This is a genomic window from Achromobacter sp. Root170, from assembly GCF_001428165.1.
Classification (GTDB): Bacteria; Pseudomonadota; Gammaproteobacteria; order Burkholderiales; family Burkholderiaceae_B; genus Achromobacter; species Achromobacter mucicolens.
The window spans coordinates 45713-71535 of record NZ_LMHN01000006.1; the positions used below are offsets into that span (position 1 = coordinate 45713).

Annotated in this window: 24 protein-coding genes; 14 read left to right on the forward strand and 10 right to left on the reverse strand. The window is 67.6% G+C overall.

The window, feature by feature from the left end:
* Positions 1-21: 21 nt before the first annotated feature.
* The 9 genes from ASD87_RS09035 (at position 22) to ASD87_RS09075 (ending at position 8860) form a co-directional block, all read left to right on the forward strand.
* On the forward strand, positions 22-2553 hold the full coding sequence (locus ASD87_RS09035) for an ABC transporter permease (RefSeq protein WP_082586242.1): 2532 nt from the start codon (positions 22-24) through the stop codon (positions 2551-2553).
* Entirely contained in the window at positions 2553-2975 is a 423-nt protein-coding gene (locus tag ASD87_RS09040) for a group II truncated hemoglobin (protein WP_081100832.1), read from the forward strand. The genes ASD87_RS09035 and ASD87_RS09040 overlap by 1 nt, the downstream gene beginning before the upstream one ends.
* The gene (locus tag ASD87_RS09045) at positions 2965-3696 is read left to right on the forward strand and encodes a 3-deoxy-D-manno-octulosonic acid kinase (protein ID WP_056320118.1); all 732 of its coding nucleotides are present in this window, start codon (positions 2965-2967) and stop codon (positions 3694-3696) included. The genes ASD87_RS09040 and ASD87_RS09045 overlap by 11 nt, the downstream gene beginning before the upstream one ends.
* Before the next feature lie 145 nt (positions 3697-3841).
* The gene (locus ASD87_RS09050) at positions 3842-4945 is read left to right on the forward strand and encodes a polyamine ABC transporter substrate-binding protein (RefSeq protein WP_056320119.1); all 1104 of its coding nucleotides are present in this window, start codon (positions 3842-3844) and stop codon (positions 4943-4945) included.
* A 5-nt stretch (positions 4946-4950) separates the two neighbouring features.
* Positions 4951-6078 carry an ABC transporter ATP-binding protein gene (locus ASD87_RS09055; protein WP_056320123.1) on the forward strand — a complete coding sequence of 376 codons (1128 nt, stop codon included), beginning with the start codon at positions 4951-4953 and terminating at the stop codon, positions 6076-6078.
* Positions 6075-6986: an ABC transporter permease subunit gene (locus tag ASD87_RS09060; RefSeq protein ID WP_056320126.1), complete on the forward strand. Its 912-nt coding sequence runs from the start codon at positions 6075-6077 to the stop codon at positions 6984-6986. Before ASD87_RS09055 ends, ASD87_RS09060 begins: the two co-directional genes overlap by 4 nt.
* Complete coding sequence (locus ASD87_RS09065) at positions 6983-7792, forward strand: ABC transporter permease subunit (RefSeq protein ID WP_056320129.1); 810 nt, start codon at positions 6983-6985, stop codon at positions 7790-7792. The genes ASD87_RS09060 and ASD87_RS09065 overlap by 4 nt, the downstream gene beginning before the upstream one ends.
* On the forward strand, positions 7789-8145 hold the full coding sequence (locus ASD87_RS09070; RefSeq protein WP_056320131.1) for a Spx/MgsR family RNA polymerase-binding regulatory protein: 357 nt from the start codon (positions 7789-7791) through the stop codon (positions 8143-8145). The genes ASD87_RS09065 and ASD87_RS09070 overlap by 4 nt, the downstream gene beginning before the upstream one ends.
* On the forward strand, positions 8114-8860 hold the full coding sequence (locus ASD87_RS09075; RefSeq protein WP_056320133.1) for a DNA-3-methyladenine glycosylase: 747 nt from the start codon (positions 8114-8116) through the stop codon (positions 8858-8860). The genes ASD87_RS09070 and ASD87_RS09075 overlap by 32 nt, the downstream gene beginning before the upstream one ends.
* Here ASD87_RS09075 and ASD87_RS09080 read toward each other — a convergent pair.
* On the reverse strand, positions 8857-9573 hold the full coding sequence (locus ASD87_RS09080) for a PhoP regulatory network YrbL family protein (RefSeq protein ID WP_056320136.1): 717 nt from the start codon (positions 9571-9573) through the stop codon (positions 8857-8859). The two genes, ASD87_RS09075 and ASD87_RS09080, sit on opposite strands and share 4 nt — an antisense overlap.
* A 77-nt stretch (positions 9574-9650) precedes the next feature.
* Here ASD87_RS09080 and rmuC point away from each other — a divergent pair, with 77 nt between their 5' ends.
* From rmuC to phoU, 5 genes are all read left to right on the forward strand, one after another.
* Positions 9651-11069 carry a DNA recombination protein RmuC gene (gene rmuC / locus ASD87_RS09085; protein WP_369818516.1) on the forward strand — a complete coding sequence of 473 codons (1419 nt, stop codon included), beginning with the start codon at positions 9651-9653 and terminating at the stop codon, positions 11067-11069.
* 79 nt (positions 11070-11148) lie between these two features.
* Positions 11149-12717: an amidase gene (locus tag ASD87_RS09090; RefSeq protein ID WP_235512666.1), complete on the forward strand. Its 1569-nt coding sequence runs from the start codon at positions 11149-11151 to the stop codon at positions 12715-12717.
* Between the two features lie 52 nt (positions 12718-12769).
* The gene (locus ASD87_RS09095) at positions 12770-14464 is read left to right on the forward strand and encodes an isovaleryl-CoA dehydrogenase (protein ID WP_056320144.1); all 1695 of its coding nucleotides are present in this window, start codon (positions 12770-12772) and stop codon (positions 14462-14464) included.
* Positions 14465-14503: 39 nt separating this feature from the next.
* Positions 14504-15184, forward strand: a complete 681-nt coding sequence (rpiA, locus tag ASD87_RS09100; RefSeq protein WP_056320147.1) for a ribose-5-phosphate isomerase RpiA — start codon at positions 14504-14506, stop codon at positions 15182-15184.
* 166 nt (positions 15185-15350) lie between these two features.
* A complete protein-coding gene (gene phoU, locus ASD87_RS09105) occupies positions 15351-16079 on the forward strand; it encodes a phosphate signaling complex protein PhoU (RefSeq protein ID WP_056320149.1) in 729 nt (242 codons plus the stop codon).
* Positions 16080-16100: 21 nt separating this feature from the next.
* Here phoU and ASD87_RS09110 read toward each other — a convergent pair whose 3' ends face one another.
* From ASD87_RS09110 to hydA, 9 genes are all read right to left on the reverse strand, one after another.
* Complete coding sequence (locus tag ASD87_RS09110; RefSeq protein WP_056320151.1) at positions 16101-18053, reverse strand: phosphocholine-specific phospholipase C; 1953 nt, start codon at positions 18051-18053, stop codon at positions 16101-16103.
* Positions 18054-18228: 175 nt separating this feature from the next.
* Positions 18229-18501 (reverse strand): oxidative damage protection protein, encoded by a 273-nt coding sequence (locus ASD87_RS09115; RefSeq protein ID WP_056320154.1) that lies wholly within the window; start codon positions 18499-18501, stop codon positions 18229-18231.
* Between the two features lie 104 nt (positions 18502-18605).
* Positions 18606-19964 carry an amino-acid N-acetyltransferase gene (gene argA / locus ASD87_RS09120; RefSeq protein WP_056320155.1) on the reverse strand — a complete coding sequence of 453 codons (1359 nt, stop codon included), beginning with the start codon at positions 19962-19964 and terminating at the stop codon, positions 18606-18608.
* A 207-nt stretch (positions 19965-20171) separates the two neighbouring features.
* The gene (locus tag ASD87_RS09125) at positions 20172-20846 is read right to left on the reverse strand and encodes an amino acid ABC transporter permease (RefSeq protein ID WP_056320158.1); all 675 of its coding nucleotides are present in this window, start codon (positions 20844-20846) and stop codon (positions 20172-20174) included.
* A 136-nt stretch (positions 20847-20982) separates the two neighbouring features.
* Entirely contained in the window at positions 20983-21660 is a 678-nt protein-coding gene (locus tag ASD87_RS09130; protein ID WP_056320160.1) for an amino acid ABC transporter permease, read from the reverse strand.
* Between the two features lie 20 nt (positions 21661-21680).
* On the reverse strand, positions 21681-22427 hold the full coding sequence (locus tag ASD87_RS09135; RefSeq protein ID WP_056320163.1) for an amino acid ABC transporter ATP-binding protein: 747 nt from the start codon (positions 22425-22427) through the stop codon (positions 21681-21683).
* A gap of 73 nt (positions 22428-22500) precedes the next feature.
* Complete coding sequence (locus ASD87_RS09140; protein WP_056320165.1) at positions 22501-23358, reverse strand: transporter substrate-binding domain-containing protein; 858 nt, start codon at positions 23356-23358, stop codon at positions 22501-22503.
* Positions 23359-23368: 10 nt separating this feature from the next.
* Positions 23369-24316 (reverse strand): N-carbamoyl-D-amino-acid hydrolase, encoded by a 948-nt coding sequence (locus ASD87_RS09145; protein ID WP_056320168.1) that lies wholly within the window; start codon positions 24314-24316, stop codon positions 23369-23371.
* A 23-nt stretch (positions 24317-24339) separates the two neighbouring features.
* The gene (gene hydA / locus ASD87_RS09150; protein WP_056320171.1) at positions 24340-25818 is read right to left on the reverse strand and encodes a dihydropyrimidinase; all 1479 of its coding nucleotides are present in this window, start codon (positions 25816-25818) and stop codon (positions 24340-24342) included.
* Between the last annotated feature and the right edge of the window lie 5 nt (positions 25819-25823).

Sequence of the window (25823 nt, forward strand, 5' to 3'; positions counted from 1 at the left end):
ACCGTTGGCTAACATAGTTGAATGATGGATTTCCCTGATATGTCACAGGCCAAGCGCCCCGGTTTCTGGTCCACCCTGCGCCTGGGCGCCCGGATGATGATGCGCGATGCGCGTGCCGGCGAACTGCGCCTCCTGGTGCTGGCCCTGGTCGTGGCGGTGGCGGCGGTCACCAGCGTGGGCTTTCTGGCGGACCGTGTCGGACGCGCGCTGGAACGCGACGCCGGCCAGATGCTGGGCGCCGATCTGGTGCTGGATGCCGACGAGCCCGTGCCGGCCGCCTTCAAGGATCAGGCGCGCGAGCGCGGCCTCACCGTGTCCAGCACATGGCAGTTTCCGTCCATGGTGGGCGCTGGCGACGGCGCTCAGCTTGCCGCCCTGAAGGCCGTGGAACCCGGCTATCCGCTTCGCGGCGCGCTGCGGGTGGCGGATGCGCCGTTCGCGCCCGACACGCCCACGCGCGACGTGCCGCCCGAAGGCGCGGTGTGGGTCGACGCGCAGCTGCTGGCCCTGCTGAACCTGAAGGTGGGCGACACGCTCAATGTGGGCGACGCCCACCTGCGCATCGACCGCGTCATCACCTATGAACCGGACAAGGGCATGCAGTTCGTCAACGTCGCGCCGCGCGTGCTTCTGCGCGCCAGCGACCTGCCGGCCACCGGCCTGATCGCGCCGGGCAGCCGCATCGGTTATGCCATGCTGATCGCCGGCCAGCCGGACGCCGTGGCCGGGTATTCCGCCTGGCTGAACCAGAACCTCAAGCGCGGCCAGAAGATCGCCACGCTGGAGTCGGGCCGCCCCGAAGTGCGCCGCACGCTGGACCGCGCGCAGCGGTTCCTGTCGCTGGTGGCGCTGCTGGCGGTGCTGATCTCGGCCGTGGCCGTGGCGCTGGCGGCGGGGCGCTACATGACGCGGCACCGCGACGGCATCGCGGTCATGCGCTGCCTGGGCGCCGTGCAGTCGCAGGTCGCGCGGATGCTGACGCTGGAATTCACGCTGGTTGGCCTGTTCTCGTCCGCGGCCGGCTGCCTGCTGGGCTTTGGCGTGCACCAGGTGCTGGTAATGCTGCTGGGGTCGCTGATCGATACCACGCTGCCGGCGCCGTCGGCCATTCCGGCGCTGCAGGGCCTGTTGACCGGGCTGCTGCTGCTCTTGGGCTTTGCGCTGCCCGCGCTGGCGCAGCTTCGGCACGTGCCGCCCGCCCGCGTCCTGCGGCGCGACGCGGACACGATCAGCGCCCGCAGCGCCTTCGGTTACGTGCTGGGCGCGGCGGGGTTCGCGCTCCTGATCTGGTGGTTCGCGGGCGACGCCAAGCTGGGCGGCGTGGTGGCGGGCGGCTTCCTGGGGGCCTTCGGCGTGTTCGCCCTGGTGGCCTGGCTGTGCATCCTGGGGCTGGCGCGGGTGCGCCGTCTGGCGGCCGGGTTTCCCGCGCTGCGCTTTGCGCTGGCGGGCGTGGTGCGCCGCCGGGCGGCCACGATCACGCAGGTCTGCGCGCTGGCTGTCGGGTTGATGGCGCTGCTGCTGCTGACCATGACCCGCACCGATCTGATCCAGGGGTGGCAGCGCACCATGCCGCCGGACGCGCCCAACCGGTTCCTGATCAACGTGCAGCCAGACCAGCGCCAAGCCGTGACCGATGCGCTGACGCGCGAAGGGCTGGGCCGCATCACGTTATCGCCGATGGTGCGTGGCCGGCTGATCGCGGTCAACGGCAAGCCGGTGGGACCGGACGACTACGAAGAACCGCGCGCCAAGCGCCTGGTGGACCGCGAATTCAACCTGTCCTATGGCGACGAGCTGCCGTCTTCCAACCGCATCGAGCAGGGCCGCTGGCTGGCGCCGGGTTCGGCCGAGGTCTCGCTGGAGGCGGGGCTGGCGCAGTCCCTGCGCATCGGGCTGGGCGACAAGATGACGTTCGACGTGGCCGGCCAGCAGGTCGAAGTGGCCGTCTCGAGCATCCGCCGGGTGGATTGGGATACGATGCGCGTCAATTTTTTCGCCATCCTGACCCCCGCCGCTCTGGCCGACATGCCTCAAAGCTGGATCACGTCCTTTTACCTGCCGCCTGACAAGGCGGCGGTGCTGCCCGCGCTGGTGCGGGAGTTTCCGAACCTGACGGTGTTCGACGTGGGCGCCATCCTGCAGCAGTTGCAATCCGTGCTGAATGAAGTGGGCCGCGCGGTGCAGCTCCTGTTCCTGTTCACCCTGGCCGCCGGCGTGCTGGTGCTGTCCGCGGCGCTGACCGCGACGCGCGACGAGCGGATGCGCGAGGCGGCGGTGCTGCGCGCGCTCGGCGCCACGCGCCGTCAGCTTGCCCGTTCCCAGCGCATCGAACTGTGGGCGGTGGGCGGGCTGGCCGGCCTTTTGGCGGCGGCTGGCGCCACGGCGATCGCTTGGGTTTTGTCAACGCAGGTGTTCGACTTCACCATTACCCTCAGCCTCTGGCCGTGGCTCGCCGGCATCGGCGCCGGCATGCTGGGCGCCTGGGCGGGCGGCGCGCTTGCCCTGCGCGGCGTGCTGCGCACACCGCCGCTCGTCACCCTTCGAGAAACCTGATGACGTCCCGCGTCCACACCATTACAGAACCCGTGGAAAATTCCCGCACCATGTTTGACCTTCTTGGCGGCGAAGCCGGCGTGCGCGCCCTCGTCGACCGTTTCTATGACCTGATGGACATGGAGCCCGACCTCAAGGAACTGCGCGCCGCCCACGGCCCCAGCCTGGACGAGGCGCGCGACAAGCTCTTCTGGTTCCTGTGCGGATACTTCGGCGGGCCCGACCACTACATCGAACGCTTTGGCCATCCCCGCCTGCGGGCGCGCCACCTGCCGTTTTCCATCGGCGAGGTCGAGCGCGACCAATGGGTGGCCTGCATCGGACGCGCGATGGAAGACGAGGGCATCGAGCCCGTCCTGATCGAGCGGCTGCTCGAATCGTTCTACGGCGTTGCCGACTGGATGCGCAATCGTGCAGGGTGACGATCGATCCGGCGCGCGGCGCACCGCCTGGGATGGTCCGCTAGCCGGGGCCATGCTCAGCGACGCGCGGCGCGTGGCCGACGCGGGGCCGGAAGTCTTCAATCCCGCGCATTACGGCGACCGGGCGCGGCCCGTGGATGCCGGCGGACGTCAGGCCGCGTGGTTCGTGGAGGGGCAGGGCTGGCAGGGCGTGCTGCGGCGCTATCGCCGCGGCGGCATGATCGCCCGCATCAGCCGCGACGCGTATCTGTGGAACGGCGAGTCGCGCACCCGAAGCTTCCGCGAATACCGGTTGCTGGCCGCGCTGCGCGCGCAAGGGCTGCCGGTGCCCGCCCCGCTGGCGGCGGCCTACTGGCGTCAGGGCCCGATCTACCGCGCCGCCATCGTGGTCGAGCGCATCCCCGGCGTGCGGCCCTTGGCGCAGGCGCTGACCGAACCGTTATGGCAGCCGGTGGCCGACGCCATCGTCCGCATGCACCGGGCGGGCGTCTGGCACGCCGACCTGAACGCCTTCAACATCCTCATCGGCAACGACGGCCGGGTCTGGCTCATCGACTTCGACCGCGGCACGCAGGGCGCGCTGTCCGAGCGTCAGCGCCAGGCCAATCTGGACCGGCTGCGCCGGTCGCTGCGCAAGGTGGCTGGCGAGGCCGGCGACCGTTTCTGGATGCGCCTGCGCGACAGTTACTGGACGGCCTGGGGCATCGGCATCCAGCCCTGACCGCCGGCCCGCCGGCGCGTGGCCGCCACGGGGGCAATTGCGCCAATTACCCCCCAAAGTTGGGCGGGTCAGCGCTAAAAGGCTTTATCATTTCGCCTTTTGGTACTCCTGTCATAAACGGCATAGAGCAAGGGGGCTGGACATAATGGAACTGAAGGCGGGAATGCGCTGGGCGCTCGGCGCGGTGCTGGCTGCGGCAGCGACATCGGCGGCGGTGGCGCAGAACAAGGTCGTCAACGTCTACAACTGGGCCGAATACACGGCCCCGGACACGATCCCGGGTTTCGAAAAGGAAACCGGCATCAAGGTCCGCTATGACGTCTATGACAGCAACGACGCCTTGCAGGCCAAGCTGCTGGCCGGCAAGTCGGGTTACGACGTCGTTGTCCCGTCCACTCATTACGCCTCGCGCCAGATCGAAGCCGGCCTGTTCCAGAAGCTGGACAAGTCCAAGATCCCCAACTGGAAGTACCTGGATCCCGAAATCATGGCGCTGGTCGCCACGGTCGATCCCGGCAACGAACACGCCATTCCGTGGGGCTACGGCACCAACGGCCTGGGCTACAACGTCACCAAGGTCAAGCAGATCATGGGCGACGACGTGGACCTGGCCAGCTGGGACATGATCTTCAAGCCCGAGAACGCCGCCAAGCTCAAGGAGTGCGGCATCTCGATGCTGGACGAAGCCGCGCAGGTCTTCCCGGCCGTGCTCAAGTACCTGGGCAAGGACCCCAACAGCACCAACGCCGCCGACTACCAGGCCGCGATGGAAGTGCTGAAGAAGATCCGCCCGTATATCCGCCAGTTCAGTTCGTCGGGCTACATCGACGAGCTGGCCGTGGGCGACCTGTGCATGGTCTACGGCTTTTCCGGCGACGTCATGATCGCCCGCAAGCGCGCGCAGGACGCCAAGAAGCCCTATGAAGTGAACTACTTCATTCCCAAGGGCGGCGCGCCGGCGTGGTTCGACCTGATGGTCATCCCCAAGGATGCGCCGCATCCCGAAGAGGCGCTGGCCTTCATCAACTACATCGAAACGCCGAAGGTCCATGCGGCCATCACCAACACCATGTTCTATCCCAACGCCAACAAAGAGGCGCGGCAGTACGTGAACAAGGATGTGGCTGAGAATCCCATGATCTACCCGCCCGCCGAGGTCTCCAAGACCCTGTACGTGATCAAGGCGCTGCCCTTGAACATTTCACGTCTGCAGAACAAGTTGTGGTCCGAGCTGAAGTTGGGAAATTAGTCATCATGAACGATAGCCGTTACTCGGCGCAGCACGCGGCGGACCCGGACGAGTTCGTCCGGGTTTCCGACGTGGTAAAGATCTTTGGCGACGTGGTGGCCGTGCGCTCGGTCAACCTGTCCGTCAAACGCAATGAAATCTTCGCGCTGCTGGGCAGCTCGGGCAGCGGCAAGTCCACCTTGCTGCGCATGCTGGCGGGCTTCGAGGAAGCCACCTCGGGCCAGATCCTGCTGGACGGCGAGGACATCACCAGCGTGCCGCCGTACCGCCGGCCCGTGAACATGATGTTCCAGTCGTACGCGCTGTTCCCGCACATGACGGTCGAGGCCAACGTGGCCTTTGGCCTGAAGCAGGAAGGCGTGGACCGCGCGGAAATCCATGACCGCGTGTTCGAGGCCCTGGACCTGGTGCAGATGGCGGGCTATTCGCGCCGCAAGCCCAACCAGCTCTCGGGCGGGCAGCAGCAGCGCGTGGCGCTGGCGCGCAGCCTGGTCAAGCGTCCCAAGCTGCTGCTGCTGGACGAGCCCATGTCGGCGCTGGACAAGCAGATCCGCCAAAAGACGCAGATCGAACTCGTGAAGATCCTGGAGCAGGTCGGCGTGACCTGCATCATGGTCACCCACGACCAGGAAGAAGCCATGACCATGGCGCACCGCCTGGCCGTCATGACCGAAGGCCAGATCGTCCAGTGCGGCACGCCCCAGGACGTCTACGCGTTCCCGAACTCGCGCTTTGTCGCCAGCTTCATCGGGTCGACCAACATGTTCACCGGCACCATCGTGGTCGACGAGCCCGACCACGTCGCCATCGAATGCGCCGAGCTGACCCGGCCGCTTTACGTGAACCACGGCGTGAGCGAGCCGTTGGGCATGGAAGTGCACGTGTCCATCCGCCCCGAGCGCCTCTTGGTGTCGCGCGAGCAGCCCGATGGCGACTACAACTGGGCGCACGGCATGGTCAGCCACATGGCCTGGATGGGCAGCTACGCCCTCTATCAGATCCGCCTGGATTCCGGCAAGACGGTCGAGGCCAGCGTGCCCAGCCGGCTCCTTGCCCAGATGGATGCGCCGGGCATCGACGAAGAAATATTCGTCAGCTGGGACGCCGACAGCGCGACGGTGCTTGCGTCATGATCCGTTTTTCGCCCCGCGACTGGCTCCCGTCGGGCCGGGCACTGGCGGTGGTGCCGCCGTTCGCCTGGCTGGTGCTGTTTCTGCTGGTGCCGTTCCTGCTGGTGCTGAAGATCAGCTTTGCCGAAATGAAGTTCGGCATCCCGCCGTATACGTCGCTGGCGCAGTTCCAGGACGAGGCGATCCAGTTCAGCCTGCACCTGCGCGGCTACATCCTGCTGTTCACGGAAAACCAGTACTTCCGCACGTACCTCAGCTCGGTCAAGATCGCCGGCATCACCACGGTGGTCTGCGTGCTGATCGGCTATCCCATCGCGTACTACATTGCCCGTTCGTCGGCGCGCGTGCGCAACCTGCTGCTGCTGGCGGTGATCCTGCCGTTCTGGACCTCGCTGCTGCTGCGCGTGTATGCCTGGGTGGGCATCCTGCGCAACGACGGCCTGCTCAACAACCTGCTGCAGAGCCTGGGCCTGATCTCCAGTCCGCTCGAGATCTACCGCACCGACCTGGCCGTGTACATCGGCATGGTCTACGCCTATCTGCCGTTTTTCATCCTGCCGCTGTACGCGACGCTGGTGAAGATGGACCTGCGCCTCCTGGAGGCCGCCTATGACCTGGGCGCCAAACCCTGGCAGGCGTTCTGGCAGATCACGGTCCCGATGTCCCGCCAGGGCGTGATCGCGGGCGCCATGCTCGTTTTCATCCCGGCCGTCGGCGAATACGTGATCCCGGAAATGCTGGGCGGGGCCAACACGCTGATGATCGGCCGCGTGATGTGGAATGAATTCTTCAACAACGCCGACTGGCCGATGGCGTCGGCCGTGACGTGCGTGATGGTGTTGCTGCTGCTCGTGCCGCTGGTGTACTTCCAGTACAGCCAGGTCAAGCAGCAGGGGGGAGGCCGCAAATGAACGGTCCGAACAAGACGCTGCGCGCCGTGGTGCTGGGGCTGGGCTACTTCTTTCTGTACGTGCCCATCATCAGCCTGATGGTGTTTTCGTTCAACGAGTCGCCGTCCGTCACGTCGTGGACGGGGTTCTCGCTGCGCTGGTATCACTCGCTGGCCAACGACGACGCGCTGTTGCGCGCCGCCTGGCTGTCGTTCCGCATTGCCGTGCTGACGGCCACCGCGGCGGTCGTCATCGGCACCTGGGCCGGCTACGTGCTGGGCCGCATGGGGCGCTTTCGCGGCTTTGCGCTCTACGTCGGCATGCTGAGCGCGCCGCTGGTGATCCCCGAGGTCGTGCTGGGCATCTCGCTGCTCCTGATGTTCGTCGAAGTTCGCGGTGCGCTGGGCTGGCCCGAGCAGAACGGCATGTTCACGATCTGGGTGGGGCACGTGACGCTGTGCATGGCGTTCGTGGCTGTCGTCATCCAGACCCGCATCCGGGACCTGGACCGCTCGCTGGAAGAGGCCGCGCTGGATCTGGGCGCCACCCCGATCACGGTGTTCTTCAAGATCACGCTGCCGCTCATCGCGCCCGCGCTGGCGTCGGCCTGGCTGCTCGCCTTCACGCTGTCGCTGGACGACGTCGTCATCGCGTCGTTCCTGTCCGGCCCCGGTTCCAGCACGCTGCCCATGGAGGTCTTCTCCCGGGTGCGGCTGGGCCTGAAGCCCGAGATCAACGCGCTGGCCACCCTGTTCATCCTGGCGGTGGGCACGTGCGTGATCCTCGCCAACCGCATGCAATGGCGCAAGGAGTCCGAATCCAAATGACGCAAACCACCCTGTATGGCCTGACCAAATGCAGCACGTGCGTGAAGGCGCGCGACTGGCTCACCGAGCACGGCGTCGACCACGCCTTCGTGGACTATCGCGACAATCCGGTGGCGGCCGCGACGCTCAAATCCTGGGCCGAGCAGGTCGGCGGCTGGGAAAAGCTGGTCAACCGCGCCTCGATGACGTGGCGCAATTTGCCCGAAGACCGCAAGACCGCGCACACCGACGCCCAGTGGACCAAGCTGATCGCCGAATACCCGGCGCTGGTGCGCCGTCCGGTGACGGTCACGCCGGATGGCGAGGTGAGTGTTGGTTTCAGTGAAAAGCGCTACGGCGAACGTTTCGCCTGAGGCCGGAGGCGGGCCCGGCCGGGCCCTGCCGGACGCCTTCTTCGACCGCGATGCGGCCCAGCTGGCGCGCGAGTTACCCGGCAAGGTGATCCGCCACCGGGTTGGCGGCCTGTGGCTGTCGGCCCGCATCATCGAGACCGAGGCCTACTATCTGGAAGACCGGGGCAGCCATGCCTCGCTGGGCTACACCCACAAGCGCCGCGCCCTGTTCATGGACGGCGGCACCATCTACATGTATTACGCCCGCGGGGGCGATTCGCTGAACTTCAGCGCGGGCGGCCCCGGCAACGCGGTGCTGATCAAGTCCGCCTATCCGTGGACCGACGCGCTGTCCGGCCCCGAAGCCCTGGACCGGATGCGCGAGCTCAATCCCGATGCGCAAGGACGGCCCCGGGCTTTGGGCGCGCTCTGTGCGGGGCAGACCCTGCTATGCCGGTCGCTGGGCCTGAAAGTGCCCGAGTGGGATGCGCGCCGCTTCGATCCCGAGGCCCTGTACGTCGAAGACGTGGGCGAGTCCCCGCCGTATCTGATCTGCACCACGCGCCTGGGCATCCCCACGGGGCGCGACGAGCACCTGAGCTACCGGTTCGTGGATCCGGCCTACGCCGCCTTCTGCACGCGCAACCCGCTGCGGCGCGGCCAGCGCGCGGGACAGGACTATGTGTGGGTGGACCGGCAGGGCATCGTGCTGCCCGAGGCGCCGGCCGGCGGTTAGAGGCCGGCTTCGCGGACGCGCCGGGCAAGCGATTCGCGCAGTTCGGCGTACTTGCGCTGCAGGCGCCGGCGGTTCAGGCGCTTGCTCCAGGCATACAGCGGAATCAGCGGCAGCACGCCGAAGCCGTCGATCAGGTACAGCCCCTTCTTGCCGTCGGCGTTCAGGCCCACCGCGATGTTGCTGCTGGACATGTCATGCACCACCACGTGCGCGTCGGCCAGGTCGTCGAAGAATTCGTCCAGCTGCGCCCGCAGGGCCTCGTCAAACTGACCCTTCATGGCAAGTTCGGTCAAGGTAGGCGCCATGTTGCCCGCCTCGTCCGTGATCTTTTCGACAACCAGTCCCAGCCCAAGCGAGGTCTGCGCCACACCGAAAATGCGCGCCATGGGCACCTGCCACACGCCGGAGGGGCGAGTCGTGGTGGTGACGTATTCCGAGATCTCGTTCAGGTAGACGCGGTAGGCGCTTTCGCGCTGATATTGCTTGTACCAGCGTTTGAACGGCCTGGCTTCCAGGTAGATCGCCCGCGCGCGCATGTCCATGACCTTGACGAGCAGGGACGGGGAATGCGGGTGCTGGAAAATGTGCCGGTCCCCGCCGGTCGCGAGCGGCGTGGCCGAATCCAGGTTCAGCGGTCCGAACACGGATTGATATGACACGGGAGGCGTGCTGGCGGGGCGGTCGGCAGAGTTCAAAGAAGCGGGGCGATTCATTCGGATGGCCGCCAGTTTAATCCGGTTGCTCCCGCCGCGTCTTCGCGCCCGCCGCGTCGGCTGGAAACGGGGGCAGAATGCGACCTACAATTCGCGCTTTGGAGAGCCCTTTCTTGAACGACATTCTGCTTTGGGTCGCCGCGGGTGGCGCGGTGCTTGCCTTCGTGGCCGCGGTGCTGGCCTGGCTGCGTCCGTCCGCGTCGGACGCCCGCCTTGAGGCTTTGCTGGAAGGCCTGGAAAGAACCGAGCGCGCGCTGCGCGCCGACATCGCCGAAGGCCAGCGCGGCCTGCGCAGCGAGTTTTCAGAATCCACGCGCGGGCTGCGTCAGGAGCTGGCGCAGTCGCATGGCGACCTGCGCGCGGGGCTGTCGCGCGATGCGCAGGCCGCCCGCGCCGAGTCCGCCGAATCGCTGGCGCGCTTTGCCGCGGGGTTCTCGGAGCAACTGCAGGGCCTCATCCAGATCAACGAGCGGCGCCTGATGGAAGTGCGCGCCACGGTCGATCAACGGCTGCAGTCGCTGCAATCGGACAACAGCGCCAAGCTCGATGAAATGCGCCGCACTGTCGACGAAAAGCTGCACGCCACCCTGGAGCAGCGCCTGGGCGAGTCCTTCAAGCTGGTGTCGGACCGCCTTGAAGCCGTGCACAAGGGGTTGGGCGAAATGCAGGCGCTGGCGGCCGGGGTCGGCGACCTCAAGCGTGTGCTGACCAACGTGAAGTCGCGCGGCACGTGGGGCGAAGTGCAACTGGCGCGGCTGATCGAAGACAACATGACGCCGGATCAGTACGCCAGCAACGTCAAGCCCGTGCCGGGCAGCGATGCCGCCGTCGAGTTCGCCATCCGGCTGCCGGGGCGCGGCGATGGCGGCGATCCCGTCTGGCTGCCGATCGACGCCAAATTTCCGAAGGAAGAGTACGAGCGCCTGATGGATGCGCAGGAAGCGGCCGACGCCGAAGGCGTGAAGGCGGCCGGGGCCGCGCTGGGCCGCGCGGTCGAAGTGCAGGCGCGGCTGATTGCCGGCAAGTACATCGCGCCGCCGCACACGACCGATTTCGCCATCATGTTCCTGCCCACGGAAAGCCTGTATGCCGAGGTGCTGCGCCGCCCCGGCCTCCTGGACAAGCTGCACGACCTGCGGGTCAACGTGGCGGGGCCAAGCAATCTGGCCGCGCTGCTGAACAGCCTGCAGATGGGATTTCGCACGCTGGCGATCGAACAGCGTTCTTCCGAGGTCTGGCAGGTGCTGCGGGCCGTCAAGACAGAGTTCGGCAAGTTCGGCGAATCGCTGGCCAGCGTCAAGAAGACCCTGGACACCGCCAGCAACAAGATCGGCCAGACCGAGGTCCGCACGCGCGCCATGCTGCGCAACCTGAAGGGCGTGGAGGCCCTGCCCGAAGCCGATGCCCTGCGTTTGCTGGGCGCCAGCACGGCGGACGCCGCCGACCCCGACGACGACCCCGACGACGCCCGCGCACCGTCCGCCGGCGGCGTCTGAGGCGGGGACACCGAAGTCCGGGGCCCCGTCCGCCCCGGCGCGCGCTTGTTGCCCGCTCTCGCAGCCGATATCCTCATGCATGCGGCACTTCGCCGTCGATACCTGGAGCATCGTCAGCATGAGCATCGCCGAACGCCATGATTCCTCTTCTCTCGACGCGACGGCGCTGGGCGCCGATATCGCCCTGGGCGCCACCACGGCGCTGGCTGCCATGCAGCAGGCGGTGGACAGCGTCGCGGCCCGCAATCCGTCCATCAACGCCGCCTGCGGCGTGCAGGCCGAGGCCGGCTTGCGGCTGGCAGAGGCGATGGACGCCGAACTTGCGTCGCTGACGTCCGAACAACGCCGGGCGCTGCTGCGCGACCGGCCATTTCTGGGCGTGCCGACCCTGCTCAAGGACCTGGCCACGGCCGCCATCGGCCTGCCCAGCATGATGGGGTCAGTGCTGTATGGCAAGGTCCAATGGAACCTCGACGCCGACATCGTCAAGCGCTGTCGCCGCGCCGGGCTGATTCCGTTTGGCCGCACGACCAGCGCCGAGCTTGGCCTGAGCCCCACGACGGAATCGCCGGTCTATGGCCCGGCCACGCAGAACCCCTGGAAAAAGGGTCATAGCGCGGGCGGCTCCAGCGGCGGCGCCGGGGCGGCGCTGGCCAGCGGGATGGTGCGCATCGCCCATGGCAGCGATGGCGGCGGCTCGATCCGCATTCCCGCCTCGTGCTGCGGCGTGCTGGGGCTCAAGCCCTCGCGCGGCCTCATGCCGCTGGGTCCGCTGAAAGGAGAAGGGTGGGGCGGCCTGGCCACCGAACACATGATGACGCTGTCAGTGCGCGATTGCGCGGCGGCGCTGGACATCAGCGCGGGCGCGGACGTGGGTGCGCCTTATGCGGCGCCCGTCCAGCCCGCGCAATCCTATCGTGGCGTGGTGGCTCGCGTTGCCGCCGATCCGCGCGCGGCGCCCCGCCGGCGCATCGCGTTCATCAACACCACCTACGAAGGCGGCGCGATCCATCCCGATGTCGCCGCCACGCTGGACGAGGCCGCCGCGTTCTTCGCGGCGCTGGGGCATGAACTGGTGCCCGCCGCGCCGCCCGTCGGCTCCGAGGAAGTCCTGTCGCCGATGCTGCCCCTGATCGCCAGCGCGGCCGCCAACGCCATCGACAGCTTTGTCGCCGCGCGCGGCCGCCGCCTGGCCGCCGACGAATTGCAGCCCACCACGCTCGGCGCGCGCGAGTACGCCCGCGCCATCTCGGGCGCGCAGTACGTGGCCTGCGTGGACACCTGCCACGAAATCACCCGCCGCATCGGGCGCTTCCTGCATCGCGACGGCGCCCAGGGCTACGACCTGTTCCTCAGTCCGGTCCTGGCGCTGCCGCCCGCGCCCATCGGCCGCTACGCCATGGACAACGCCGACTATCTGGCCTACCGTCTGGGCAAGAAAGGCGTCATCGGCTATTCGCCATTCGCCCCGTTGGCCAACCTGACCGGCATGCCCGCCATTTCGATCCCCTTCGGCATGTCCGCGGACGGGCTGCCCATTGGTATCCAGGTAATGGGTCCGCTCGGCGCCGAGGCGCAATTGCTGGAGCTGGCTGCCCAGGTCGAAACGCTGCGGCCCTGGCCTTTGACGGCGCCCATGGCCCGATAGCCGCCACCGGGCGCCGCCGCCCCGCGCGGGCCGGCCAAACCAGGGAGATCGCATGTCATCGTTCGCGACGCATACCGTGTTCAACCAGGTGCCGCCCCTGGAAGACTATTCCCTGTACGACACCGATCCGGCGCTGCGCGAGGCCGTGCGGCGCGAGGGCGCCGAGGCCTGGGCGGGCGATCTTGCTGCGCACGGCGCCTGGTTGGGCCGCGCGCAGACGCTGGCCGCCGGCGCCGAGGCCAACCGCTGTCCGCCCCGCCTGGTCACTTACGACCGGGCCGGCCATCGCGTGGACCGCGTCGAATTCCACCCCGCCTGGAACGTGCTGATGAGCGGCATCATGGCGCGCGGCCTGCATAGCCGCGCGTGGATGCAGCCCGCGCCGGGCGCGCAGGTGGCGCGCGCGGCTGCCTATCTGATGCAGGGGCAGGTCGAGGCCGGCACGCTATGCCCCACCACCATGACTTTTGCCGCCGTGCCGCTGCTGCAACGCGAGCCCGCCGGCGTGGTGGACTTTGCCGGGCAGTGGCTGCCGGCCCTGTACGCGCGGGAGTTCGATGGCAGCGACGCGCCGCTTGCCGCCAAGCGCAGCGCGCTGATCGGCATGGGCATGACCGAAAAGCAGGGCGGTTCGGACCTGCGCGCGGTCACCACGCGCGCCATGCCGCTGGGTGCGCCCGGCCGCGGATGCGCGTATCAGCTCGTGGGGCACAAATGGTTCTTTTCGGTGCCGCAGGCCGACGCCCACCTGGTCCTGGCGCAGACCGACGAGGGGCTGAGCTGCTTTTTCGTTCCGCGCTGGATACCGGATGGCCCGCGCAACGCGGTGCGCGTGCGGCGGTTGAAGGACAAGCTGGGCAACTGGAGCAACGCCAGCTCGGAAGTCGAATTCGAGGATGCCTGGGGCGTGATGGTCGGCGAGCCCGGCCGTGGCCTGTCGGTGCTGCTGGAGATGGCGGGCACCACTCGGCTGGACTGCGTGCTGGGCAGCGCGGCGCTGCTGCGCCAGGCGCTGGCGCAGTCGGCGCACCACGCGCTGCACCGCCAGGCCTTCGGCAAGCCGCTGGTCGAACAGCCGCTGATGCGCAATGTGCTGACCGACCTGGCGCTGGAAAGCGAAGCGGCCATGGTCCTGGCGCTGCGTCTGGCGCGTGCCGTGGACGAGCGCGCCGACGCGGGCGCGCGCGCGCTGGTGCGCGTGGGCACGCCGGCCGCCAAGCTGTGGGTCTGCAAGCGCGCGGTTGCCGCCGTGGCCGAGTGCATGGAGGTCTGGGGCGGCAACGGTTACGTCGAGGAAGGCCCCATGCCGCGCCTTTACCGCGAAACGCCCGTCAATTCGATCTGGGAAGGCTCGGGCAATGTCATGGCGCTGGACGTGCTGCGGGCGCTGCAACGCGAACCCGATGCGCTGCCGGCGCTGGAGGCCGAATTGGCCCGCGCCGCAGGGCAGTACCAGGATTTCGACGCGGCGCTGGCGCGTTGGCGCGCCATGTTGGCGGATGGCGAGCACGCGCAATTCCACGCGCGCCGCATCGCCGCCGGGCTGGCGCGCCTGTGGCAGGCCGCGCTGCTCATCGAGCACGCGCCCGCCGCCGTGTCGCAGGCCTTCGTCGCCAGCCGCCTGCGGGAGACGGGCGGCATGTTCGGCGAACTGGGCGCGGGAGACGATACATCTGGCGTCGACACGCCGGGCGTCGCCACGCCGGCGATCCTGGCGCGCGCCTGGCCCGCCATCGCCGCATGCTAAATTTCCCGGCTCAAGCAACTTTTCCGCACTTCTACCGCCATGCTCTCCCAGCAAGAACTCAAGCAGCAAGCCGCCGACGCGGCCCTGGAATTCGTCGAACAGGTCGCCGGCCCGGACGTCATCATCGGTGTGGGCACCGGTTCCACCGCCGACCTGTTCATCGACGGCCTGGCGCGATTCAAGGGCCGCATCGGCGGAACGGTCGCCAGCTCCGAGCGCAGCGCGGCGCGCCTTGCCGGCCACGGCCTCAAAGTGCTGGACCTGAACGACGTCTCGACCATGCCCATCTACGTGGACGGCGCCGACGAGATCAACGCCGACCTGCACATGATCAAGGGCGGCGGCGGGGCGCTTACGCGCGAGAAGATCGTGGCCTCGGTGGCCGAGCGCTTCATCTGCATCGCCGACGAATCCAAGCTGGTGCAGACGCTGGGCAAGTTCCCGCTGCCGCTCGAGGTCATCCCGATGGCGCGCGAGTCCGTGGCCCGCGCGCTGACCGCGCTGGGCGGCCAGCCCCGCCTGCGCGACGGCTTTGTCACCGACAACGGCAACATCATCCTGGACGTGTCGGGACTCACCCTCTCGGACGCGCCCGCGTTCGAAGCCATCGTCAACAACCTGCCGGGCGTCGTGACCTGCGGCCTGTTTGCGTTGTCCGGCGCCGACGTGGCCCTGCTGGCCACCCAGAACGGCATCCGCCGCCTGGACCGCCGCGCCTGATTCCGGCGGCCAAGGCTGGTCCCGCCGAACCGCCTTGCGGGGGGCGGGGCCGCCATTCATAATCCTGTCACACTTGGGTCATAACCTTGCCGGTTGTGCAGGCCCATCTCGTAACTTCTCTCAACTTCGGGGCAATGCAATGAGATCAACCACGCAGGGAGCCCGGATGACGGAGCATACAAACAAGCAGTTCGACGCCGATCTGGAAAGCGTCCGTTCGCAATTCTTGCAAATGGGCGGCGTGGTGGAAGCCATGATCCAGGAGGCGATCGATGCGCTGGCCAGCGGCGACATGACGCTGGTTGAAAAGGTGCGCGAGCGGGAAAAGGAAGTCAACCGCCACGAAGTCGAGATCGACGAGAGCATTAGCCGCATCCTGGCCCGGCATCAGCCCACCGCCATCGACCTGCGCATGCTGATGGCCGTGTCCAAGATGCTGACCGACATGGAACGCTCCGGCGACGAGGCCGAGAAGGTCGCCACCGTCGCCCGCCGTGTCCACGAAGGCGAACTGCGCCACATTCCCGTGATCGAACTGCGCCACATGGCCGCCAACGTGCGCAACATGCTGCACCAGGCGCTGGACGCGTTCGCCCGTCTCGACCCCATCCAGGCCGCCGCCGTCGTGCGCAGCGACAAGGAAGTCGACAAGGAATGGAAGGGCGCGCTGCGCCACCTGATCACGTACATGATCGAAGACCCGCGCACGATCTCGCGCGCCATCGACATGATCTTCATCGCGCGTGCGCTCGAACGCATTGGCGACCACGCCAAGAACATGTCCGAACGCGTGATTTACATGGTCAAGGGCGCCGACGTGCGCCACACCGGCGTGAAGAACACCGAGCGCCTGGCGCGCGGCGAAGAAGAATCCGAGGATACCTCGGACCAGTAAACGGCAAGACCGGCTGCCGCTTCACAGCGGCAGCGCCGCTCCCTGGCACAGCCGGGGATCCGGCACACCCGGCTTGCCGCCGTCGATGCGGCCCGCCAGCCGGCGTCCAAAGACCGGCATGGCCGGCGCACTGACTTCCAGGTCGTACCAGCCCTCGCAACCCGCGTACTTGAGTTCGACCGCGCCGCCCGCGGGTACGTGCGCCATCGCGCGCCAGCCATCGTTCATCTGTGATTCCACCAGCACCGGTTGCGGCTCGTCGCCGTGGTTCACGAGCCGCAGGCGCAGGCCCGAGGTGACGGGCACCAATTGCGCTTCCAGCGTGCCCGCATCGCGGGCATCGCCGCGGAACTGCCGGTGAAAGCCGTCCGGGCCCAATAGCCAGAGGTCGTACCTGCGGTCCGCGCCCAGCTTCCAGCCGTCGTCCAGGCGCGCGCCCGCACCGACCGTGTAGCGCCGGGGCGCGCGCGCCAGCGCGAGCCGATCGTACACGTGCAACACGGCGCCCGCGCTGCCCGGATTGCGCAGCGTCAGGCGGTAGTGTTCGCCGTCGGCCGCCATCTGGCCCACGGCCTCCAGCGTGTAGGGCAGGGGACAGGTGTGGCGGTTGCTGTCCGGGTGATGCGAATTCCGGTCGCCAGCGAAATCGAATGCCGTCGTCAGGTCGCCGGCCACCGAGCGCCGCCAGGCGCTGATGTTGGGTTCGGCCACGCCGAACCGCATTTCCAGAAATCGGATGACCGAGGTGTGGTCGAACACCTGCGAATTGACCCACCCGCCGCGGCTCCAGGGCGATACCACCAGCATCGGCACGCGCGGCCCCAGGCCGAAGGCGCGCCCGTGCATGCCGGCCGGATCGTCGGCCGTGGACGCGCTGGGACCCTGCCGCGCGTCGTGGTATTCGCCGTCCAGCTCCACGGTCGACAGGCCGCCCGACTCGCCGTCCGGATGTCGCGCCGGCGGCGCGGGCGGGGGCATGTGGTCAAAGAAGCAATCGTTTTCGTCGTAGGTGACGAACAGCACGCACCGGCTCCAGGTGTCGGAACTGGCCGTCAGGATGTCCAGCACCCGCTCGGTATAGGCGCCGCCTCGCCGGGGCGAGGAGACTTCGGGATGCTCCGAGTCGGCCGTGGGCGCGATGATCCACGAGACGGCGGGCAGCGTGCCCTGCGCCACATCGCGCGCCAGGTCGTCCAGCGTGCGGGTGGCCAGCGCGCGGTCGCGCAGCGGCGCGTCCCCGGCGCTGCCCGCGTGTTGCCGCCGGTACTGCCGGAATCCCGCGAGCGGATTGTCGTTGTAGTTGTCCGCCATGTCCTGGTAGATGCGCCAATCCACGCCTGCGTCCTGCAGACGCTCGGGGTACGTGGTCCAGGCGTAGCCTTCGCCCGCGGGGCCCAGCCGGTCAAAGGTGTTGACCAGCGCGGGTCCGCCGGCCGCGCCCAGCGGATCGTTCGTCCCGGTCCACAGGAACAGCCGGTTCGGATTGGTGCCTGCCTGGATCGAGCAGTGATAGGCATCGCACAGCGTGAAGGCGTTGGCCAGGGCGGTCTGAAACGGCACGTCGGCGCTGCGGTAGACGCCCAGCCCCAGCCGGCTCTTGGCGGACAGCCATTGGTCCATGCGGCCGTCGTTCCAGGCGCGCTGCGAGTCGTCCCAGGTATGCGGCGTGATGTAGCCGACGGGCTTGTCGCTGGGAACCTCCGCCTGCAGATCGTAGGGGCGGCAGCGCGCCTGGCCATCGGTCTGCGTCATCACCGTGCCCGCGCGGGTGGGCGCGGGATGCGGATCCGCGAACCCGCGCACGCCGGGCAGCGTGCCGAAGTAATGGTCGAAGGACCGGTTTTCCTGCATCAGGATCACGACGTGGCGCACATCTTGCAGCGTGCCGGTCTTGCGGTCGGGTTCGATCTGCAAGGCGCGCGCGATGACAGGGGACGGGTCGGGACTGATGGGCGGGCGCGATTCTTCTTTCATGACAGCTTTAATACGGTCGGCATTCTTTGAATCTTAAGGCCTTGGCCGGTGTGCGATTGACGCTCGGAAGACACTCGGGCAGGACGGATGCCGGCATGCCGCAAAAACAAAGCCCCTCGCATGCGAGGGGCTTTGCCGAGCCGCGCGCCTGCGGGCGCGGCGGGGGCGGGCCGGATCAGGCCGAGGGCGGAACGTAGCCGTCGGCTTCGACGCTGCCGTCTTCGAAAAGATAGCGTTCCATTTGCTGCTGCAGATACTTGCGTGCGCGGGCGTCGGCCAGGTTCAGGCGGTTTTCGTTCACCAGGCGGGTCTGCACGCCTTTCCAGTCTTCCCAGGCTTCCTTGGAAATGCTTTGCCAGATGCGGGTGCCGAGTTCACCGGGATAGGGCGGGTAGTCCAGTCCTTCGGCTTCACGCTTCAGTTTCACACAGTTGACGATACGGGCCATGGTTCGCTGCCGGAAAAATGAATAACGCGTCATTTTAGCGGGCTTGGCGTGCGTCGGGCGCCAAGCCCCTTCCGCTGGCGGCGGAATGGCCCCGCAGGCCGGTCTCAGAGCTTCTTGATGAAGACCAGGCTGTTGCGGGAACGGTTGTAGTTGGTCTGCTTTTCGCGGGGCAGGTCGGTGATGCCGCCCTGCACGAAACCGCGCTTGATGAACCAGTGCGAGGTGCGGGTGGTCAGCACGAACAGCCGCTTGGCGCCCAGCGCGCGGGCGCGCGACTCCATGTGGCGCAGCAGGATTTCGCCCTCGCCCGAGCCTTGCCATTCCGGGTGCACGATCAGGCAGGCCATTTCGGCCATCTGCTCCTCGTGAAAGTCATGCAGCGCCGCGCAGCCGTAGATGACGCCGTCGTGCTCCAGCACGGTGAAGTTTTCGACGTCGCGCTCGACCACGCTGCGCGGGCGCGGCACCAGCGTGCCGTCGGCTTCCAGCGGCTCGATGAGGCTGAGGATGGCGCCCACGTCGTCGATGGTGGCCGGGCGCAGGTCGTCCAGCGTGTCCTCGACGACCATGGTGCCCACGCCGTCGTGGGTGAAGATCTCGAGCAGCACGCTGCCGTCCAGTTGGAACGGCAGCAGGTGGGCGCGCGCCACGCCGCGCTTGACCGCGAGCGAGGCGTATTGCAGGAAGGAATGGGTCTCTTCGTCCAGCTCGCCGGCCGCCAGCAGGGCGTCGGCATCCACACGCGCCAGTTCGGTGTCCAGCGTGCCGTCGTCGTTCAGCACGCCTTGCGAACTGGACAGGAAGATCAGCTTTTCGGCGCGCAGTCCCACGGCCACGCTGGTGGCCAGGTCTTCCATCGCCAGATTGAAGGCATCGCCCGTGGGCGAGAAACCCAGCGGCGACAGCAGCACGACCGACGAGCCTTTCTCGATGGCGAATTTCAGCGCTTCCACGTCGATCTTGCGCACCTGGCCGGTGTGCTTGTAGTCCACGCCGTCCAGCACGCCCGCCGGGCGCGCGGTGACGAAATTGCCGGAGATGACGCGGATGTGCGCGTGCGACATGGGCGTGTTGGGCAGCCCCTGGCTGAACGCGGCCTCGATGTCCAGGCGGATCTCGCCGGCGGCTTCCTTGGCGCACTCAAGCGCGGCGGCGTCGGTGGGGGACAGGCCCCGGTCGAACTGCTGCGTGTAGCCTTTCAGGCGCAGTTGCTCGTTGACTTGGGGCCGCGAGCCATGCACCAGCACCAGCCGGATGCCCAGCGACGAGAGCAGGGACAGATCCTGGACCAGGGCGTTCAGCGCGCCGGCCTGCACCAGTTCGCCGCCAAACGCCACCACGAAGGTCTTGCCTCGGAACGCATGCACGTAGGGGGCCACGTCTCGGAACCATCGCACAAATTGCGCGGCGGCGAATTCAGGGGCTTCAAGGGCGGAGACGGTGTCTGGTTCCAGGTCGGGCATGATGTGTGTTGCTTAAGATCCTATGGGTCGCGGGACGGCGCGGGCCGAGGGGCCATGCGCAGAGCACCGCCCCGGAGGCGGCGCTAGGCGGAATTATAGGGCTCGCGCCTGCCGCGCCCACGGCGGGCGCGGCGCGCGTTGTTGCGGGCGCCCCACAGGCGGTCGCGCTTTGCGGTTCCGGCAGGCGAGCCGACCGCAAGGCGCGCGTCAATGCCGCGACAGCTGGCGGTGTTCCAGCCGGCTGAGCAGCCGCACCACCGGCCACAGCAGCGCCAGGTAGAAAAGCGCCGCCAGCACGATGGGCGACGGGTTGTAGACCAGCGACTGGGCGTCGCGGGCCACCCGAAGCAGCTCGGGCAGCGCCACGGCGCTGGCCAGCGTGGTCAGTTTGACCACTTCGAGCGTGTTGCTGATGAGGTCGGGCATGACATTGCGCGTGGCCTGCGGGATCTGGACGTGCCACATCGTTTGCCAGGCCGACAGGCCGGTGGACCGCGCCGCCTCGATCTGGCCGCGCGGCACGCTTTCCAGGCCGGCGCGAAAGACCTCGCCGTAGTAGGACGAGTTGTTCAGCATGAAGCCCACGGCCACCGCCAGCAATTTGGGCAGGTCCAGCCCCAGGAACGGCGCACCGAAATAGATGAAGATCAGCAGCACCAGCGGCGGCAGGGCGCGAAAGAAGTCGATGTAGATGGCCAGCAGCACGCGCGACCAGCGCGCCTTGAGCGTGACCGACAGCACCCCGATAAGCAGCCCCGAGGCCAGCCCCACGGGAATCACCATGGCTGACAGCATCAGCGTGCGGCCCAGGCCCTGCAAGAGGTACGGCGCGACGTTGACATAGATGTTCAGGTTGAAGAAATTCTGCAGGATTTCGTCCATGCGGTTCCCCTGGGGCCCGTTTGGGGCCCGTTCCGGGCTCCCTTGTTGTGCCGGGCGGGTGTGATCAGCCTCGCTTCCCGCCCGGTATGTATTCGTAAAGATGCGTTCGCGCAGTGCTTCCCGTCAGTGCTTCCCGTTAGTGCTTCCACTTGAAGCGCGTTTCGGTCCAGCGCCCCAGCACGACCACGGGCAGGAAGATCAGCAGGCACGCCACCGCGGCCAAGGTCAGCGGCGTGGCGTTGCCCGCATTGCTGCTGGCCGATTGCGCGTTGTTGAGCACTTCGCTCAAGCCCACGACAGAGCCCAGCGCGGTGCTTTTGGTGATGGCGATGACGCGGTTGGTCAGCGGCGCGACCGTCAGCCGCATGGCCTGCGGCATCACCACATACACCATGCTCTGCAGCCAGTTCAGCCCCGTCGAGCGCGCCGCCTCGGCCTGGCCGCGCGGCACGGACAGGATGCCCGCCCAGAAGATTTCCTCGGCAAAAGCGGCCAGCACCAGCGACAGCGACAGCCAGCACGCCATGAACGCCGACATCGACAGGTTGATGTACGGGAACGCGAAGAACAGCACCATGATCACCACCAGCGGCGGCAGCGCGCGCAGGATGTCGGCAAAGCAGATGATCAGGAAATTGACCGGCCGGATGCGCAGCGCGCGCACCACGGCCAGCACCAGGCCAAGCGCCACGCCTGTCGCGGCCACGGCCAGGCCCAGTTGCAGCGTGACCCACATGCCGGCCAGGATGTCGGGCAGGTAGCGCCAGGCGACTTCCGCATTGAAGAACGAGAACAGCAAGGCATTCAGATCCATGGCGAACTCTTCAAACCGCGTTACGCGGCATGTTCCGCCATGCTGGCCAGGAAGGCCTGCGTGCGGGGTTGTCGGGGGGCGCCGAAGACGTCCTGCGGCGGGCCTTGTTCGACGATCACCCCGCCGTCCATGAACACGACCCGGTCGGCTGCCGCGCGGGCAAAGCCCATTTCGTGGCTGACCACCATCATCGTCATGCCGTCGCGCTTGAGTTCACGCATCACGTTCAGCACGCTCCCCACCAGCTCCGGGTCCAGCGCGCTGGTCGGCTCGTCGAACAGCACGACCTTGGGCCGCAGCGCCAGCGAACGCGCGATGCCCACGCGCTGCTGCTGGCCGCCGGATAACTGGTCGGGATAGGCTTTTGCCTTGTCGGCCAGCCCCACGCGGTCCAGCGCCTCCATGCCGCGGCGGTCGGCCTCGGCACGCGCCAGCTTCTGCACCTTGCGCAGCGCCAGCGTGATGTTCGACAGCACGGACATGTGGCGGTACAGGTTGAAGTGCTGGAACACCATGCCGATGTTCTGGCGGATGCGGTTCAGCTCGGCCGCGGGGGCGGTGATTTCCTCTCCGTCGACGTGGATGCTGCCGGCAGTCGGCTCCTCCAGCCGGTTGCAGCAGCGCAACAGGCTGCTCTTGCCCGAGCCGGACGGACCGATCATGAAGACCAGCTCGCCCTTGCCCACGTCCAGGTCGATCCCTTTCAGGACCGCATTGTCGCCATAGGACTTGTGCAGCCCGGCGATTTTCAGGATCGGCGTTTCCATTGAAAGCTCCTCAAAGCGCGGGCAGGAGGCCGCGTGGCGGCTTCCCCCCTGTCGTTGGCGGTGCGCCGGAAAATCAGCTGCAGCGCAGCTCGACCGGCTTGGCGTCGTAGCCCGGCAGGTCCGGCACGCCCTGGCCCGGCGTCACCGTGACCGCCGCGGAGCCCGGGGCAGGCGTGAAGCCGAACCACTTCTGCGCCAGCTTGGACACCGTGCCGTCCTGCTTGAGGCACTTGAGCGCCATCGACACGCGGTCGCGGCCCGCCTGGTCGTCCAGCCGGAACGCCAGCGCCCACACCAGGCCCGTCTTGATCGTGTAGCTGGTGCGCACCGCCGGGTTCTGCTTGGCCGCCCACGCCGCCACGGTGTTGCCCGCCAGGTTGGCGTCCGCGCGGCCGGCCTGCACGGCCTGCACCGCGTCGGCGTTGGAGGCGTACACGTCATACGTGAAGCCGTACTTGGCGGCGTTGTCGCGCGCCCAGTTCTCGTAGGCCGACCCCTTGTTGACCGCCAGCTTGCGGCCCTTCAGGTCATCCAGCCCTTTGATTTCCTTGCCGTTCTTGCCGATCACGAAGGTGTAGTCCGTGTTCAGGTAGCCTTCGGAAAACAGCAGGGCGCGGGCGCGTTCCTCGGTGGCCGTGGTGGGCGCCAGCACGAAGTCGTACTTCTTGGCGTTCAGCCCCGGAATCAGCGCCGCGTATTCGGTGCCCTCGATCTTGATCGTCGTGCCCAACTGCTTGGCGATGGCTTGGCCGAGTTCGATGTTGAAGCCGTCCAGGCCGCCGCCCAGCTTGGGCATGGCGTGCGGGGCGAACGTGGCATCCACGCCGGTGGTCAGCGGCTGGGCGGCAACCGCGGCCAGGCTGGCGCCAGCCAGGCACAACGTGAGGCCGCAGCGGCCGGAAAAAGTCAGGGTGCGGAGAAGGCGGGTCATGGCAGGTCCTTTAGGGAAGAGGCGTCTTGCCCAGGGCGGGTCCGGTTCCCACGCGCTCGAGGATCAAGCCGTAGTGTTCCGGACGCCGGTGGGCGGCGAAGTTGAAGATGTGCTGCTTGAAGGTGTCTCCCAGCGCCAGATCGGCCTGGCAGAAAATCACCTCGTCCTCCTCCCCCTGCGCCTGCGCCACGATCTCGCCCGTGGGCGCGACGATGGCCGATCCGGCGATCAGGTGGCTGCCGTCCTCGTTGCCGGCCTTGCCTGCGGCAGCCACCCAGACCGCGTTCTGGTACGCGGCCGCCTGCAGACTGAGCAGGTGGTGGAACATGCGCAAGTGGACCGGTTCGTTCCAATGGATGTTCAATGACGGCGTGTTGTATCCCAGCGCCACGATCTCGGCGCCCTGCAGCGCGAGCACGCGCCAGGTCTCCGTCCAGCGGCGGTCGTTGCACAGGCACATGCCGATGCGCGTGCCCAGCGTTTCCCAGACATTGAAGCCGTCGTTGCCGACTTCGAAGAACTTCTTTTCCAGGTGCTGGAACGGCGCGTCGGGCTTGTGGTCGCTGTGGCCCGGCAGATGGATCTTGCGGTAGCGTCCGACGATGCGCGCGTTGGCGTCGACCAGGATGCTGGTGTTGTAGCGCCGGCCGTCCGAGGAGATTTCCGCATAACCCAGATAAAACCCGATGCCCAGTTCCCGGGCGGTGTCGAACAGCACGCGGGTCTCGGGGCCGGGCATCTCCTTTTCGAAGTAGCGCGCCACCGCATCTTCTTCGGTCATCCAGTAGCGCGGAAAGAAAGTGGTCAGCGCCAGTTCCGGAAACACCACCATGCGCGCGCCGCGTCCGTGCGCCTCGCGCATCATCTCAAGCAGGCGGGCCACCGCCTGCCGCCGGGTCTCTTCGGGTTGCACCGGACCCATCTGCGCGACCGCCAGGCCGAAGGGACGTTTGCTCATGCCGTGATCCTTTGCTCAGTGACTCAGGCGGCGCTATCGGCCGAAAAGTATTTGCGCACCAGCGCGTTGGGATTGCCGGTCAGGCGCTGGCGCAGGACCGGTTCCGGCGTGCCGCGCTTGATGAAGCGGCCGCTGCCGCGCGCCACTTGCAACTGTCCGTCCTGGACGGCGATGCGGCCGCGGCTGATGACCACTTCGGGCCAGCCGCGCACCGTCCGGCCCTCGTAGGGCGTGTAGCCGACGTTGTCGTGCAGCATGGATGCGGAGATCGTCACTTCGCGCTCCGGGTTCCAGATGGCGATGTCGGCATCCGCGCCCACGGCGATCGTGCCTTTCTGCGGATACAGGCCGTAGGTGCGGGCGTGATTGGCTGCGGTCAGCGCGACGAAGCGTTCGATGGAAATGCGCCCGCCCAGCACGCCTTCGGAGAACAGCAGCGGCATGCGCACCTCCAGTCCGGGCACGCCATTGGCCACGTCCTTGAAGGTGGTGGCCTCGCCCTTTGGAAGCTTGCCGCTGGCATCGAAGCGGTAGGGCGCGTGGTCGGACGAATAGATCTGCAGCGTCCCGTCGGCCAGGCCCTGCCAGACAGCCTCTTGCGAGGCCGCATCGCGCGGGGGCGGGCTGCAGCAGAACTTGGCGCCTTCCAGTCCCGGCGCGTCGATGTCGTCGGCTGTCAGGAACAGGTATTGCGGGCAGCTTTCGGCGTGGATCGGCAGCCCCAGCGCCTGCGACGAATGCACCACGCGCACGGCTTCCAGCCCGGCCACGTGCACGATCAGGATCGGCACATCCATCATCCGGGCCAGCGTCACGGCGCGGTTCGTCGCCTCGCTTTCGGCCAGCGGCGTGTGGGCCACCGCGTGATACTTGGGCGCCGTCATGCCGCGCTCGGCCAGGCGGCGCGCCACCCAGCGGATCATGTCGTTGTTCTCGGCGTGCACCATGACCAGCGCGCCCTCGCGGTCGGCAACCTCCAGCACGTCCAGCAACTGGTAGTCGTCCAGCTTCAGGCGGTCGTAGGTCATGAAGACCTTGAAGGACGTGATGCCGTTCTTGATGAGCGCGGGCAGGTCGTGCTTGAGCGCCTGTTCCGTGGGGTCGGACAGGATCAGGTGAAAGCCGTAATCGATGACCGCCTTTTCCTCCGCGCGGCGGGCGTAGTCGGCCACGACTTCAGGCAGCGCGTTGCCGCGATGCTGTGCGGCGAAGGGGATGATGGTGGTCGTGCCGCCGAAGGCCGCGGACACGGTTGCGCTGTAGAAGTCGTCGGCGCACATGATGCCCATGCCCGACAGCTGCTCGACGTGGCAGTGGCTGTCGATGCCGCCGGGCAGCACCCAGCGGCCCGCGGCGTCGATGTCGCGCGCGCCCGGCGGCAGGCCCTGGCCCAGCGCGACGATCACGCCGTCGCGCACGCCGATGTCGGCATGGAAGGTGTCGGCGGCCGTGCTGATGCGGCCGTTGCGGATCGTCAGGTCGAATGCTGCGGTGTCGGTCATGGATA